The sequence below is a fragment of the Streptomyces filipinensis genome, assembly GCF_014649495.1.
Classification (GTDB): domain Bacteria; phylum Actinomycetota; class Actinomycetes; order Streptomycetales; family Streptomycetaceae; genus Streptomyces; species Streptomyces filipinensis.
In genome coordinates this window covers 45,294-58,909 of the sequence record NZ_BMTD01000022.1, presented here as the reverse complement: position 1 = coordinate 58,909, position 13,616 = coordinate 45,294, and the positions used below count along the sequence as shown (strand labels likewise).

Sequence of the window (13,616 nt, the reverse complement as noted above, 5' to 3'; positions counted from 1 at the left end):
AGGCGAACGGGCGGGGCCGGGAGTGGTGCTCACCGGCCCCGTCTGGCTTTTCCGTGATCGCCGGACCCCGGCGTTCAGCATTCCCACATCCGCTCTCCCCGCTCAGGTCACGCGCACGCCAACCGGCGTCGGAAGAACAGGAGCGGCGGGCCGGAACTCAGCGCCCGCCGCCGTCGCCGAACCGGCCCGTGACCAGGAGAGAGCCATGACCGGCGTTTCCACCCTCGACCGCCCCCCACAGCCCGCGGCACCGACCCGCTACACCGTCACCCTCGCCCGCGACGAGGACGACGTGCGGGCCGCGCAGCAGCTGCGGCACGACGTCTTCGCCGGTGAGATGGGGGCCCTGCTGGCCACGCCGCAGCCGGGGCTCGACGCCGACGCCTTCGACGCCTACTGCGACCACCTGCTCGTCCGGGACACGGTCACCGGCCAGGTCGTCGGCACCTACCGGCTGCTGCCGCCGGAGCGGGCCGCGGTCGCGGGCCGGCTCTACTCGGAGAGCGAGTTCGAGCTGGCCGCGCTCGACGCGATCCGGCCCGGGCTGGTCGAGGTCGGCCGCTCCTGTGTGCACCCCGACCACCGCGACGGCGCCGTCATCGGCCTGATCTGGGCCGGGATAGCCCGCTACATGGTCGACCGCGGACACGAATGGCTCGCGGGCTGCTGCTCGGTGCCGCTCGCCGACGGCGGGGCCCTCGCGGCGGCCACCTGGGAACGGGTGCGCGCCAAGCACCTGGCGCCCGAGGAGTTCCGGGTACGGCCGCTGCTGCCGTGGGTCCCGGAAGCCGAGGCCCCGGCCGGGCACGGCGAGCTGCCCGCCCTGCTGCGCGGCTACCTCCGCCTCGGCGCCTGGGTGTGCGGCGAGCCCGCGCACGACCCGGACTTCGGGGTCGCCGACCTGTACGTGCTGCTGTCGATGCGCCGGGTCAACCCGCGCTATCTGCGGCACTTCCTCTCCCTCGTGCCGGCCTGATGAGCGTCTGGCTGCCCAGCGCGCCCTGTACCCCGGGCGCCTGTGTGGAACCGGCCCCGGCCGCCGCGGCCGTACCCCGTGCCGTGCTGCGGCTGGCCGCGGTCGCGGTCCTGGTGCTGGCCGGGATCGCGCTGTCCCCGCTCGGCGGGAGGATCCCCGCCGAGTGGGTCAGACGGTGGTGCCGGATGATCGTGCGGGCCATCGGGGTCCGGGTCCGCCTCACCGGTGCCGCCGCACCGGCCGGTGGGCTGCTGCTGGTCGCCAACCACGTCTCGTGGCTGGACATCCCGCTGCTGAGCGCCGTACGGCCGGCCCGGATGCTCGCCAAGACCGAGATCCGGCGGTGGCCGGTGGCGGGCGCGCTGGCCGCGCGCGGCGGGGCCCTGTTCATCGAACGGGACCGGCTGCGGGCGTTGCCCGAGACGGTCGCCCGGATCGCCGAGGCCCTGCGGGCGGGTGCGGCCGTGGCCGCGTTCCCCGAGGGCAGCACCTGGTGCGGGCGGGCCCACGGCCGCTTCCACCGGGCCGTCTTCCAGGCGGCGCTGGACGCGGGCGTGCCGGTGCAGCCGGTCGGCCTGCGCTACCGGCAGACCGGCGGGGGGCCGAGCACGGCGGCGGCGTTCGTCGGTGAGGACACCCTGCTCGCCTCCCTGTGGCGGGTGGCCCGTACCCGGGGAATGACCGCGGAGGTGGAGATCCGGCCGGCGATCCTGCCCGGGACCCACGCCGACCGCCGTTCCCTGGCGCGTGCCGCCCAGCCGGAGGCCTCGGAACCGGCGTGGACGCACGCGGTCCTGGTCACCACCTGACAGCAAAATATCCGGTATGCCTAGAAAGGCACGGAAGGGGAACCTGGAAAGCGCACATCACTACTCCCCGAGGAGCGTGTGCCCATGTCCACGGGAACGCTTCTGGCGATCATCATTCCGATCGTGGTGGTGGTCGCTCTGGCCGCTGTGGCGGTCTCACTGCTGATGCGGCGCCGTCACCTTCGTGAGCGCTTCGGCCCGGAGTACGAGCGGACGGTCGAGGGATCCGACAGCCGGCTCGCCGCCGAGCGTGAGCTGAGGGAACGCGAGAGGCGACATGACTCGCTCGACATCAAACCGCTGCCCCCCGTCTCCCGGGACCGCTACACGCGGGAGTGGAGCAGCGTGCAGGAGGAGTTCGTCGACCGGCCGGAGGACGCGGTGCACGATGCGGACCGGCTGGTGACCTCCCTGATGCACGAGCGCGGGTATCCGACCGAGGGGTTCGAGCAGCAGATGAAGGATCTCTCGGTGGAGCACGGCGCCACGCTGGAGCACTACCGGGCCGCGCACGAGGTGGAGACCCTCTCCACCCGCACGCGGGCCACGACCGAGCAGCTGCGGGGTGCCATGGTGCACTACCGCGCCCTGTTCGACGAGTTGCTCTCCGACGGTGGCGGCCGCGCGCAGGCCGCCCGGTCCTGACCGACACCACGACCCCGCATGGAGGAACGCCATGCACAGAAACGAGGACGCGGACCGCACCACCCGCGGTCTGTCCACCGAAGACCTGGCCCGGCCGACCGGCGCCGACACGGACGCCGCACCGGACGCGGCGTCCTCGGAAGCGCCCGTCTATCCCGGTGAGAGCACCGGGACGGCGAGTGGGGAGGGGGCCTCCGGCGCCGGTGGTGCGGAGGCGCAGGCCGCGGCTCCCGAGTCGTCCGGCACCGCCACGGCCGCGGACGCCACGGGTGCCCCCGGCGCTTCGGACGACGAGGCTCCGCAGCTGATGACGGACGACGAGGAACGGGCCTTCCGCGACCGCTGGCAGACGATCCAGAACAGGTTCGTCGACGACCCGCGCGAGGCCGTGCACGACGCCGACACCCTGGTCGCGGACGTCATGCAGAGTCTGGCCGCCACCTTCTCCGAGCACAAGAAGGGCCTGGAAGCGCAGTGGAGCCAGGGCGAGAAGGTCGACACGGAGGCTCTCCGCGGAGCGCTGCGGCGCTACCGGTCCTTCTTCAACCGGTTGCTCAGCACCTGACACGGCCCGCCGTGCTACGGAGCCCACGGCGCCCTGCCGGCCTCAGGGCATGACCCGGGCCAGATAGGGCGCCGTCACACTGCCCGCCGCACGGGACACCTGTTCCGGCGGCCCCGCCGCCACGATCCGCCCGCCCCGGTCACCCCCGCCGGGGCCCAGGTCGATCACCCAGTCCGCGGCCGCGACCACCGTCATGTCGTGCTCGACCACCACGACCGTGTGCCCGGCGTCGACCAGCCCGTGCAGCCGGTCCATCAGCACCTCCACGTCGGCGGGGTGCAGCCCGGTCGTCGGCTCGTCCAGCAGATAGAGCGTGTGGCCGCGGCGGCCGCGCTGCAGTTCGCTCGCCAGCTTGATCCGCTGTGCCTCGCCGCCGGACAGCTCGGTCGCGGGCTGGCCGAGCCGGAGGTAGCCGAGGCCCACGTCGAGCAGGGTGCCGAGGCTGCGGACGGCGGCCGGGATGTCGGCGAAGAACTCCGCCGCCCCCTCCACGGTCAGGTCCAGCACCTCGGCGATGTTCCTGCCCCGGTACGTCACTTCGAGCGTCGCGGGGTTGTAGCGGGCACCGCCGCAGTCGGGGCAGGGCGCGTACGTGCTCGGCAGGAACAGCAGCTCGACGCTGACGAATCCCTCGCCCTGGCACGTCTCACAGCGCCCACCCGCCACGTTGAAGGAGAAACGGCCGACGCCGAACCCGCGCGTGCGCGCCTCCTGCGTCCCGGCGAACACCTTCCGTACGACGTCGAACAGGCCGGTGTAGGTGGCCAGGTTGGAGCGTGGGGTGCGCCCGATGGGCCTCTGGTCGACCCGGACCAGCCGGTCCACGCCCGGCAGTTCCTCCGTCAACTCGCCGAGCAGCGTGGATTTTCCGGAGCCTGAGACCCCGGTGACGGCGGTGAAGGCGCCGAGCGGGAACTCGGCCGTCACACCGCACAGGTTGTGCCGGGTGACCGGCCCCACCGGCAGCCAGCCCCGTGCGGGCCGGACTTCGCGGGCCGGCCCCGGTGACTCGTCGAAGAGGAAGGCGGCCGTCGCCGACTCCTCGACCGAGGCCAGCTCGGCCGGCGGCCCGCTGTACAGCACGCGTCCGCCGTGCTCGCCGGCACCGGGGCCCACATCGACCAGCCAGTCGGCGCCGCGCACCACCTCCAGGTGATGCTCCACCACGAACACCGAGTTGCCCGCGGCCTTCAGCCGGTCCAGCACGGTCAGCAGTGCCTCGGTGTCCGCCGGGTGCAGTCCGGCGGACGGCTCGTCCAGCACGTACACCACGCCGAACAGGCCGGAGCGCAACTGCGTGGCCAGCCGCAGCCGTTGCAGCTCGCCCGCCGACAGGGTGGGGGTGGAGCGGTCCAGGCTCAGATAGCCGAGGCCCAGCTCGACCACGGGCGCGATCCGGGACGTGAGGTCCCCGGTGAGCACCCGGGCCGTCTCGCTGCCGCCCTCGCCGCCGCCGTCGAGCAGGGCGGCCAGGTCGGTCAGCGGCAGCGCGGCCAGCTCGGCGATGGTCCGGCCGCCGAAGGTCACCGCGAGCGCCTCGGGCCGCAGCCGGCTGCCCCCGCACACCGTGCAGGGCGTGCTGGTCAGGAACCGTTCCGCCTTCGCCCGCAGCGACGCGGACCTGGTGTCCGAGAAGGTCTTCAGCACATACCGGGCGGCGCTCGTGTACGTGCCCTGGTACGGCCGTTGGATGCGGTCGGCGTCCCGGACCGGGTGGACCGTGACGACCGGCTGCTCGTCCGTGAACAGGATCCATTCCCGCTCCCGCGCGGGCAGCTCGCGCCAGGGCCGGTCCACGTCGTGGCCGAGCGCGTCGAGGATGTCCCTGAGGTTCTTGCCCTGCCAGGCGCCGGGCCACGCGGCGATGGCGCCCTCGCGGACGGACAGCGAGGGATCGGGCACCAGCAACTCCTCGCTGGTGCCGTGCACATGGCCCAGGCCGTGGCATTCCTGGCAGGCCCCGGCCGCCGTGTTCGGCGAGAACGCGTCCGAATCGAGCCGCTCCGCGCCCGGCGGATACGTCCCGGCGCGCGAGAACAGCATGCGCAGGGAGTTGGAGAGGTTCGTGACCGTACCCACCGAGGAACGCGCGGAGGGAGCCGAGCGGCGCTGCTGCAGCGAGACCGCGGGCGGCAGCCCGGTGAGCTCGGCGACCTTGGGCGCCCCGACCTGGTGGATCAGCCGGCGCGCGTAGGGCGCGACCGACTCGAAGTACCGCCGCTGCGCCTCGGCGTAGATCGTGCCGAACGCCAGGGACGACTTCCCCGAGCCGGACACGCCCGTGAACACGGCCAGGACGTCCCGCGGGATGTCCACGTCGACGCCCTTGAGGTTGTGCTCACGGGCCCCGCGCACGCGGACGTACGGGTCGTACGGATCATGGGGGCTGCGCATGGGGGGCAACTTTATCCGCCCCCTTGCGCTACGACTGCGGCGGGTTGTCCCGGTTCGGACGTGTGCCGAACTCGTCCCTCATCTTGTCCTGGGCGGTGTCGACCTGGGACGTGTACTTGTCGCCGGTGCGCTGGTCGACGTAGTCGCCGCCCTTGTCGATGCCCTTGTCGGCCATGTCCTCATGGCCCTTGAGCATGCCCTTGATCTTGTCCATGAAGGACATGGCAACCCTCCTCGTCGCTTACGGCTTCCTCTCCCAGGGTCACCGGCCCCGGCCGGGTTCGCATCCCGAGCACGTCAGTGGTCCGGCGCGAAGAGCGCGGCCAGGCGCCGGTAGGAGTCCGACAGGGCCGTACGGTCGTACCCGCTGGTGGTGACGAGGACCTCGTCGGCCTCCGTCTCCTTCAGCACCCTCCGCAGCTCGTCGGCGACCTGCTCGCCGGTGCCGGCGACATGACCGGCGAGAGAGGCCTCGTAGAAGCCGCGCTCCTTCGCGGTCATCGGACGGCCCTCGGTCTCCTCGGCCGGCGCGAGGGGCGGGAAGGTGCCGTGGGTGCGCGAGTACGCCATCGACCAGGCCTCCGGCACCAGCAGCCGTCGTGCCTCCGCTTCGCTGCCGGCGACGGCTATCGTGCCGGAGATCACGACATACGGCTCGGCCGCCCACGGGGACGGGCGGAACCGGGAGCGGTACGCGTCGATGCCGCGCAGCATCTTCTCGCGGCCGCGCAGATCGCCGATCACCATCGGCAGCCCGGCACGCGCCGCGATCAGCGCGCCCTCGCCCATGGCCAGCACGAACGGCGGCACCCGCAGCCCCTCCGCCGGGCGGGCCCGCACCCCGGTCGGCGAGCCGCCCTCGAACCAGCCCAGCAGCTCGTCGAGCTGTGCCGCGAAGTCCTCGGCGTCCTCCTTGTCCCGGCCGAGGGCCCTGCGGACCCCGTCCGTGAAGCCGACGGAACGCCCGAGCCCCATGTCGATCCGGCCGGGGAACAGGGACTCCAGGACACCGAACTGCTCGGCGACGACGAGGGGTCGGTGGTTGGGCAGCATCACACCGCCGGTGCCGACCCGGATCGTACGGGTGGCGGCGGCGACCGCGGCGGCGAGCACGGTCGGCGCGGACCCGGCGACACCGGGCACGCCGTGGTGTTCGGACACCCAGAAGCGGTGGTAGCCGAGCGCCTCCGCCTCCCGCGCCAGCGCGACGGTGTCACGCAGGGCCTCGCCGGGCGGGCGCCCCGCACGGGTGCGCGAACGGTCGAGGACGGAGAACCGGGTCCGGGCGATCACTGTGCTGCTCACGCAGGGTTCAACGCCCTGGCGGGCCGGGGATTCCCGGGGCGGTCGCGGCCGGCCTCGGCGGGCCTGGCTAGGGTGGCCCCGTGACCGACAGCAACGGGCGTCCGCTCGCCGTGTTCGACCTCGACAACACCCTGGCCGACACCGCTCACCGGCAGCACTTCCTGGAGAGCCGGCCGCGGGACTGGGGCGCGTTCTTCGCCGCCGCGCCCGCGGATCCGCCGCTCGCCGAGGGAGTGGCGCTCGCCGTGGAGAGCGCCCGGGAGTGCGAGGTCGTCTATCTCACGGGCCGCCCCGAGCGGTACCGCCGGGACACCCTGGAGTGGCTCGCGCGGCACGGGCTGCCCGAGGGGCGGGTGTACATGCGGAGCAACGCCGACCGCAGGCCCGCCCGGTTCACCAAGCTGGAGATCCTGCGCCGCCTCGCCCGGGACCGGGAGGTCCGGGTCCTCGTGGACGACGACGAACTGGTCTGCGACGACGCCGAACGCGCCGGGTTCACCGTGGTGCGCGCCCGTTGGGCCGCCAAGTCCGCAGCGCTGGAAGAGGCGCAGGAACGCGAAGGGCGAACCTGACGGCTCAGTCGCCGCCTTCGATGCGGAAGCCCACCTTCAGGCCCACCTGGTAGTGCTCGATCCGTCCGTTCTCGATCTGGCCGCGGACCTGCGTCACCTCGAACCAGTCCAGGTTGCGCAGGGTCTGGTCGGCGCGGGCGATGCCGTTGCGGATGGCCTGGTCGACACCCTCGTGCGAGGTGCCGACGATCTCGGTGACCCGGTAGGTGTGGTTCGACATGCGGGTGCTCCTCTCGTCTCACGCCGTACTCCACGGTGCCGCATCCGGGCCCGGACCGCACGGCGGTCGCGTGCCTACCGTGAGTAGCCCTTGACCTCCGTATTGGTCCATACCAAAATCCACCACACCCGTACGAGCCCCGCCGCTCGTCCCCCCACGTCGGGCCCCCAGCCCTGTCCGCACCGCTCTGCCAGACAGAACAGGACCCCTCGTGAGACGTCGTCCGCTCGCCCTCGTGTGCGTCACCGCCTCCCTCGTCAGCGCCTGCGGGATGCTCCCGCACGAGCACCCGCGCAAGACGGTCACCGTGTGGCTGATGAAGGACAGCGCCTCGGAGGGGTTCCTCCGGCGCTTCACCGCCGGCTTCGAACGCACCCACAAGGACCTGCGCCTCGACATCCGCGTCCAGGAATGGACCGGCATCGTCGACAAGGTCCGCAAGGCGCTCAGGGACGACTCCGGCAACGGGCCCGACGTCATCGAGGTCGGCAACACCCAGGTGCCGCTGTACGCCGACGGCGGGCGGCTCGCCGACCTCACGCTGGAGTCGATGCGCGACTGGGGCCAGGACACCTGGCTGCCGGGCCTCGCCGAGCCGGGCAAGGACGGCAACAAGCAGTACGGCATCCCCTGGTACGCGGCCAACCGCGTCGTCGTCTACCGCAAGGACCTGTTCGAGGCGGCCGGTATCAGCCGCCCGCCGAAGACCCGCGAGGAGTGGCTCACCGACACCGGGAGGCTCAACACCGGCGGCAACCAGGGCATCTACCTCGCCGGCCAGGACTGGTACACCCTCTCCGGCTTCATCTGGGACGAGGGCGGCGACCTCGCCCAGCAGCGGGACTACCGGTGGAAGGGTGCCCTGGACACGCCGGCCGCGCTGCGCGGCATGGAGTTCTACCGGCGGCTGCAGTCGCTGGGTCGCGGGCCGGTGGACGCGGACGAGGAACACCCGCCCCAGGCCGGGGTGTTCGCCGGCGGCAAGGTGGCGCAGATCGTCGCCGTACCGGGGCTCGCCCGGTCCATCGTGGAGCAGAACCCGGATCTCAAGGGCAAGCTGGGGTTCTTCCCGGTGCCGGGGAAGACCGCCGCGCGCCCCGGCACGGTGTTCACCGGCGGCTCCGACCTGGTCGTCCCGCAGAACACCCGGGACCAGTTCGCCGCGACCGCCGTCGTCGGGGCGCTGACCGGCGCCCGATGGGACACCGAACTGGCCCGCACCATGAACTACGTCCCCAACCGGACCACGCTGGCGCGCGCGGTCGCCGGCGAGGAGGGGGTCGCCGCCATGGCCGCGGGCGCGGCCCACGGGCGGGCGACCCCCGGCACCCCTCAGTGGGCCGACGTCGAGGCCGACAACCCGATCAAGGGGTACATGACCCGGGTGATCGAGGGGGCGGACCCGGCGACGGAGGCCCGCCGGGCCTCCGCCAGGATCACCCGGGACCTCGCGCCGGACGTCTGACTCACCGCACCACGCTCAGCGAGAGCGCGAAGCGGTCCTGCGTGTCCGTCCACCAGTGGGTCAACTCCAGCCCGGAAGCGGCCAGTTCGGCTGTCACGCCCTCCTTGCGGAACTTCGCCGACACCTCGGTGCGCAGGTCCTCGCCCGCCGCGAAGTCCACGGCGAGGTCCAGCGCGGGCACCTTCACGGTCTGCGCGGTCCGGGAGCGCAGCCGCATCTCGATCCACTCGCGCTCGGCGTCCCACAGTGCCACGTGGTCGAAGGCGTCCGGGTCGAAGTCGGCGCCCAGCTCGCGGTTCACGACGGCCAGCACGTTCTTGTCGAACGCGGCCGTCACCCCGGCCGCGTCGTCGTACGCCCGGACCAGTACCCGCTCGTCCTTGACCAGGTCCGTGCCGAGCAGCAGCCCGTCGCCCGGCTTGAGCAGGGAGCGCACGGAGGCCAGGAACGCCGCACGCTCACCGGGCAGCAGATTGCCGATCGTGCCGCCGAGGAAGGCCAGCAGCCGGGGCCCGGGCGTGGCCGGCAGCGCCAGCGGAGCGGTGAAGTCGGCGATCAGCGCATGCACCTCAAGGTCCGGGTGGTCCTCGACGAGGGCCTTGCCGGCCTGGGTGAGGGCGCTCTCGCTGACGTCGACCGGGACGTACGCCGCCGGAGAGAGCGCGTCCAGGAGGAAACGGGTCTTCTCCGAGGAGCCCGAACCGAGTTCGATCAGCGTGCGGGCACCGCTCGCCGCGGCGATCTCGCCGGACCGGGTGGCGAGGATCTCCCGCTCGGCGCGGGTGGGGTAGTACTCGGGCAGCTCGGTGATCTGCTCGAACAGCGCGCTGCCGCGGGCGTCGTAGAACCACTTGGGCGGCAGCGACTTGGGGTGGACGGTGAGGCCGTGCCGGACGTCGGCGCGCAGCGCGGCGTCCGTCGCGTCCTCGGGGAGGGTGCGGGTGACATGCAAGGGGCTCACGTACAGGGCTCCTTCGATGGTGCGGATTCCGGATCCTCCAGCGATGCGAGCAGCACACCGGCGCGGCTCGCGGTGAGCACGGTGCGGTCGGGGACCTCCTGCCAGAGCGGGTCGTCGTCGTACGGCTCGGAGGCGACGACCGTGCCACGGCCCGGCTCCGTGCGGTACCACAGGGTGTCGCCCCAGGCGGTGGCGGTGATGGTGGCGCCGTCCGTCAGCAGCAGGTTGAGCCGGGAGGCCGGGGCCGCCTCGGCCAGCCGGCGAACCGACTCGCCGAGGGCCTGGTCCGGCTCGTCACCTCGGCGCAGCCGGTGCAGGACCAGCGCCCAGACGAACGCCGAGTCGGTACGGGCCTGCAGCGACAGCAGGTCCACGGGAGGCAGGGCGGACACCAGCGGGGCCGCCGAGTCGGGCCAGCCCGCGACGACGCCGTTGTGGCTGAACAGCCACCGGCCCGACGCGAAGGGCGCCGCGGCGGCCTCCGCCTCGGCACCCGCGAGCGTCGCGTCCCGCACGGCGGCCAGGACGGCGCCGGAGCGCACCACCCGCGCCAGGTCGGCGAAGGACAGGTCCGCCCAGATCGGCCCCGCGCGCCGGTAGCGGGCCGGCACCGGATCGTCCGGGGCGTACCAGCCGACCCCGAAACCGTCGGCGTTGACGGTCCCGTAGCGCTGCCGCCGTGGGGCCCACGACTGGCGCAGCAGGCTGTGCTCGGGCTCCACGAGGATCCGGCCGAGTGTCGTCTCGGGACCCACGTAGGCGAGATGGCGGCACATCAGACCGTCTCCGAGCGGGCGGTGCGGAACCCGGAGAAGATCTGCCGCCGGACCGGGTAGTCCCAGTTGCGGAACGTGCCCCGGCAGGCCACCGGGTCCACGGCGAACGAACCGCCGCGCAGCACCTTGTGGTCGGAGCCGAAGAACACCTCCGAGTACTCCTTGTACGGGAAGGCCGCAAAGCCCGGGTACGGCAGGAAGTCGCTCGCCGTCCACTCCCACACGTCACCGATCAACTGCCGCACACCGAGCGGGGATTCACCGGCCGGGTAGCTGCCGGCGGGCGCGGGCCTGAGGTGCCGCTGGCCCAGGTTGGCGTGCTGCGGCGCCGGATCCGTGTCGCCCCACGGGTAGCGCGTCGAGCGGCCGGTGGCCGGGTCGTGGCGGGCGGCCTTCTCCCACTCCGCCTCGGTGGGCAGCCTACGCCCGGCCCAGCGGGCGTAGGCGTCGGCCTCGTACCAGCACACGTGCAGCACCGGCTCGTCCGGCGGGACCGCCTCGGTGACCCCGAAACGGCGCCGCAGCCAGCTCTCGCCGTCCCGGCGCCAGAACAGCGGCGCCGTGATCGAGTGCTGCCTGATGTGCGTCCAGCCCTGCGGGGTCCACCAGCGCTCGGTGTCGTAGCCGCCGTCCTCGATGAACGCCTGGTACGCCGCGTTCGTCACCGGGGTGGTGTCGATCCAGAACGGAGCCACCTCCCGGACGTGCGCCGGGCGTTCGTTGTCCAGGGCCCATGGCTCGGCCGAGGTGCCCATGGTGAACGGGCCTCCGGGCACGAGGACTTCGGCGGGGCCCGTGAACAGCGGGGCCGGCTCCGGGTCCGGAGCGGTCAGCGCCTGCGGCCCCTTCCTGAGCTGGTGGGTGATCAGCATCGTCTCGTCGTGCTGCTGCTCGTGCTGGGCGATCATCCCGAAGGCGAACCCGGCCTCGGTCAGCCGGGTGCCGTGGAAGTCCGCGCCCTGCAGCAGGTCCATGACCCGCCCGCGCACCTCGGCCGCGTAGCGGCGTGCCTGGCCGGGCGCCAGCAGCGGCAGCGACGGCCGCTCGGCACGCGGGTGCTCGAAGGCGTCGTACAGGCTGTCGATCTCCGGCCGCATGGCGTCCCGGCCGCCGACCGCCCGCAGCAGCCACAGCTCCTCCTGGTTGCCGATGTGCGCGAGGTCCCACACCAGCGGGGACATCAGCGGCGAGTGCTGGGCGGTGAGGTCAGGGTCCTCGACGCAGCTGGTCAGCAGCGTGGTGCGGGCACGGGCCCTGGTCAGCGAGGCCAGCGCGCGCTCCCGCAGCGCCTCGGTGCCCCCCTGCGTCGTCCCGGTCGTCGCGGTGTCGGTCTCGGGGGCGGTCATGTGCGGATGTCCTTCCTCCCGTGGGTGGTGGGGGTGCCCCCGGTGCGGCCGGGCCGGGACGGGGGCGGGCCGCCGCCGTCCAGCCGGTCCAGCAGGTCATGGGCCGGACAGCGGCCCCGGGCGACATAGCGGTCGCGGTACGCGGCCACCGCCTTGGTCACCTCGGCGGTGGCGCCCAGCCGGGGCAGGGCCTCCAGCGCCGCCGCGAAACACAGCGCGGCGACCTCGCGCAGTTCCGGGTCGGTGAGCCCGTCCCGGGCCGCGTCGGTCCACAGCGGGTTGTGCGGGGCGGGCAGGTTCAGGGCCCGCTCCGCGAGGGGTTTCACACTCCGGTACGCCGTCTCGGCGGCCTCCGGATCGTCGAACAACGCCGCCGTCACCGCGAGCGGCACGACCCAGCCGTCGTCGCCGGGCTGCGCGTCGATCATCCGCAGCTCCAGATGACCGCGCGGCCGGACCGGAGGGAACAGAGTGGTCAGGTGGTAGTCGAGGTCCGCCCGGGTGGGCGGCCGCGGCGACCGGGAACGGGTCCACTCCCGGAAGGTGAGCCCGTCGGGCACCTGCCACGGCCCGCTGTCCTGGCGCACGCACATCACCGGCGCGTCCAGCACATGCCGGGCCCAGGCGGCCCGTGCGCCGCCGCCCAGCGGGGGAGCGCCCGCGCGGCCCACGCCGATCTCCATCCACAGCAGCTGCCGGGTGGACAGCCAGCCCGTGGGCTCGTGGCCGAGCAGCGGGGAGTTGGCGAACGCGGCCACCAGGACCGCCCCGAGCTGGTGGGCCAGCCACCAGCGCCGCTCGTGTCCGAGCGGGCCGGGTTCCTCGTGGCCGGCGTCCACGCAGACCTGCACGGAGGCGGAGGTGCACATCATGTGGCGGCCCGCCGGGCCCGTGCGGTCCAGGCAGGCCTCCATCGCGTCGTAGCGCGGCTCGTGCAGGAACCTGCGGGGGGTGTGCCACGGGTCGTGGCCGATGCCGACGAGACCGAGACCCTCCTCGGCGAGGACGGCGCGGACGCTGTCCAGGTCGGCGGAGACGGTGCCGATGCACTCCATCAGGGAGGCGGCGGGCGGCGAGCTCAGTTCCAGCTGGCCGCCGGGTTCGACGGTGAGCGGCGACCGCAGGGGCAGGGCCCGCAGCGCGGCGTACACCGCTTCGAGTCGTTCGGGTGTCACGGGGAGCTGCGGCATCCGCAGCTCATGGATGAGCCACTCCAGCTCGACACCGAGCGCACGGGGCGGCCCGGTCTTGAAGCAGATGCCCCGGACCAGGGCCTCCACCTCGGCTTCGGTCACGGCAGTGCGGTGGTCCGTACAGTCGCCACCGTCACTCTGTGAATCGGACATGTCGGGATCCTCCTGAGATTCCACCATGCCACCGGCCCGGTTCGGACGTGGGGCCGGGCGGGCGCGCGTTCCACCCAAGACCCTCGAGCCGATTCGCACAAGGGTGCCCCCGTGGACGTTCCGGATCGGTCATCTCCCTTTCCGTGTACGTTTCCGGCAGGTTCCGGGGGCGGGAAACTCCGTTGCACCGCATCACCAGCATCACCCAGGATGCGTACATGAGCACGACGGGGGAG

Annotated in this window: 14 protein-coding genes; 6 read left to right on the top strand and 8 right to left on the bottom strand. The window is 73.1% G+C overall.

The window, feature by feature from the left end; all coding sequences use genetic code 11:
* The first annotated feature begins 205 nt into the window (after window positions 1-205).
* The 4 genes from IE244_RS34920 (at window position 206) to IE244_RS34905 (ending at window position 2,995) form a co-directional block, all read left to right on the top strand.
* Entirely contained in the window at window positions 206-976 is a 771-nt protein-coding gene (locus IE244_RS34920; protein WP_191877596.1) for a GNAT family N-acetyltransferase, read from the top strand.
* Window positions 976-1,785: a lysophospholipid acyltransferase family protein gene (locus tag IE244_RS34915; RefSeq protein ID WP_191877595.1), complete on the top strand. Its 810-nt coding sequence runs from the start codon at window positions 976-978 to the stop codon at window positions 1,783-1,785. Before IE244_RS34920 ends, IE244_RS34915 begins: the two co-directional genes overlap by 1 nt.
* A gap of 84 nt (window positions 1,786-1,869) precedes the next feature.
* A complete protein-coding gene (locus IE244_RS34910; RefSeq protein WP_191877594.1) occupies window positions 1,870-2,430 on the top strand; it encodes a hypothetical protein in 561 nt (186 codons plus the stop codon).
* Between the two features lie 31 nt (window positions 2,431-2,461).
* Window positions 2,462-2,995 (top strand): hypothetical protein, encoded by a 534-nt coding sequence (locus IE244_RS34905; RefSeq protein ID WP_191877593.1) that lies wholly within the window; start codon window positions 2,462-2,464, stop codon window positions 2,993-2,995.
* Between the two features lie 42 nt (window positions 2,996-3,037).
* On the opposite strand, the gene IE244_RS34900 is transcribed toward IE244_RS34905, so the two are convergent.
* From IE244_RS34900 to IE244_RS34890, 3 genes are all read right to left on the bottom strand, one after another.
* On the bottom strand, window positions 3,038-5,389 hold the full coding sequence (locus IE244_RS34900; RefSeq protein ID WP_191877592.1) for an ATP-binding cassette domain-containing protein: 2,352 nt from the start codon (window positions 5,387-5,389) through the stop codon (window positions 3,038-3,040).
* Window positions 5,390-5,417: 28 nt separating this feature from the next.
* On the bottom strand, window positions 5,418-5,612 hold the full coding sequence (locus IE244_RS34895; RefSeq protein WP_191877591.1) for an antitoxin: 195 nt from the start codon (window positions 5,610-5,612) through the stop codon (window positions 5,418-5,420).
* A 74-nt stretch (window positions 5,613-5,686) separates the two neighbouring features.
* Window positions 5,687-6,694: an LLM class flavin-dependent oxidoreductase gene (locus IE244_RS34890; RefSeq protein WP_191877590.1), complete on the bottom strand. Its 1,008-nt coding sequence runs from the start codon at window positions 6,692-6,694 to the stop codon at window positions 5,687-5,689.
* An 80-nt stretch (window positions 6,695-6,774) separates the two neighbouring features.
* Here IE244_RS34890 and IE244_RS34885 point away from each other — a divergent pair, with 80 nt between their 5' ends.
* Window positions 6,775-7,266 (top strand): phosphatase domain-containing protein, encoded by a 492-nt coding sequence (locus IE244_RS34885; protein WP_191877589.1) that lies wholly within the window; start codon window positions 6,775-6,777, stop codon window positions 7,264-7,266.
* 4 nt (window positions 7,267-7,270) lie between these two features.
* On the opposite strand, the gene IE244_RS34880 is transcribed toward IE244_RS34885, so the two are convergent.
* On the bottom strand, window positions 7,271-7,486 hold the full coding sequence (locus tag IE244_RS34880; RefSeq protein WP_031171453.1) for a dodecin: 216 nt from the start codon (window positions 7,484-7,486) through the stop codon (window positions 7,271-7,273).
* A 211-nt stretch (window positions 7,487-7,697) separates the two neighbouring features.
* Between IE244_RS34880 and IE244_RS34875 the strand changes: the two genes are divergently transcribed.
* Complete coding sequence (locus tag IE244_RS34875) at window positions 7,698-8,951, top strand: extracellular solute-binding protein (protein ID WP_191877588.1); 1,254 nt, start codon at window positions 7,698-7,700, stop codon at window positions 8,949-8,951.
* Window position 8,952: 1 nt separating this feature from the next.
* Here IE244_RS34875 and egtD read toward each other — a convergent pair whose 3' ends face one another.
* Genes egtD through egtA form a run of 4 tightly spaced genes read right to left on the bottom strand, consistent with a single transcriptional unit; the run spans window position 8,953 to window position 13,380 of the window.
* On the bottom strand, window positions 8,953-9,912 hold the full coding sequence (gene egtD / locus IE244_RS34870) for an L-histidine N(alpha)-methyltransferase (protein WP_191877587.1): 960 nt from the start codon (window positions 9,910-9,912) through the stop codon (window positions 8,953-8,955).
* On the bottom strand, window positions 9,909-10,688 hold the full coding sequence (egtC, locus tag IE244_RS34865) for an ergothioneine biosynthesis protein EgtC (protein ID WP_191877586.1): 780 nt from the start codon (window positions 10,686-10,688) through the stop codon (window positions 9,909-9,911). The genes egtD and egtC overlap by 4 nt, the downstream gene beginning before the upstream one ends.
* The gene (egtB, locus tag IE244_RS34860) at window positions 10,688-12,034 is read right to left on the bottom strand and encodes an ergothioneine biosynthesis protein EgtB (RefSeq protein WP_191877585.1); all 1,347 of its coding nucleotides are present in this window, start codon (window positions 12,032-12,034) and stop codon (window positions 10,688-10,690) included. The genes egtC and egtB overlap by 1 nt, the downstream gene beginning before the upstream one ends.
* Window positions 12,031-13,380, bottom strand: coding sequence for an ergothioneine biosynthesis glutamate--cysteine ligase EgtA (gene egtA / locus IE244_RS34855; RefSeq protein WP_191877584.1), 1,350 nt, complete (start codon window positions 13,378-13,380; stop codon window positions 12,031-12,033). Before egtA ends, egtB begins: the two co-directional genes overlap by 4 nt.
* Window positions 13,381-13,616: the final 236 nt, after the last annotated feature.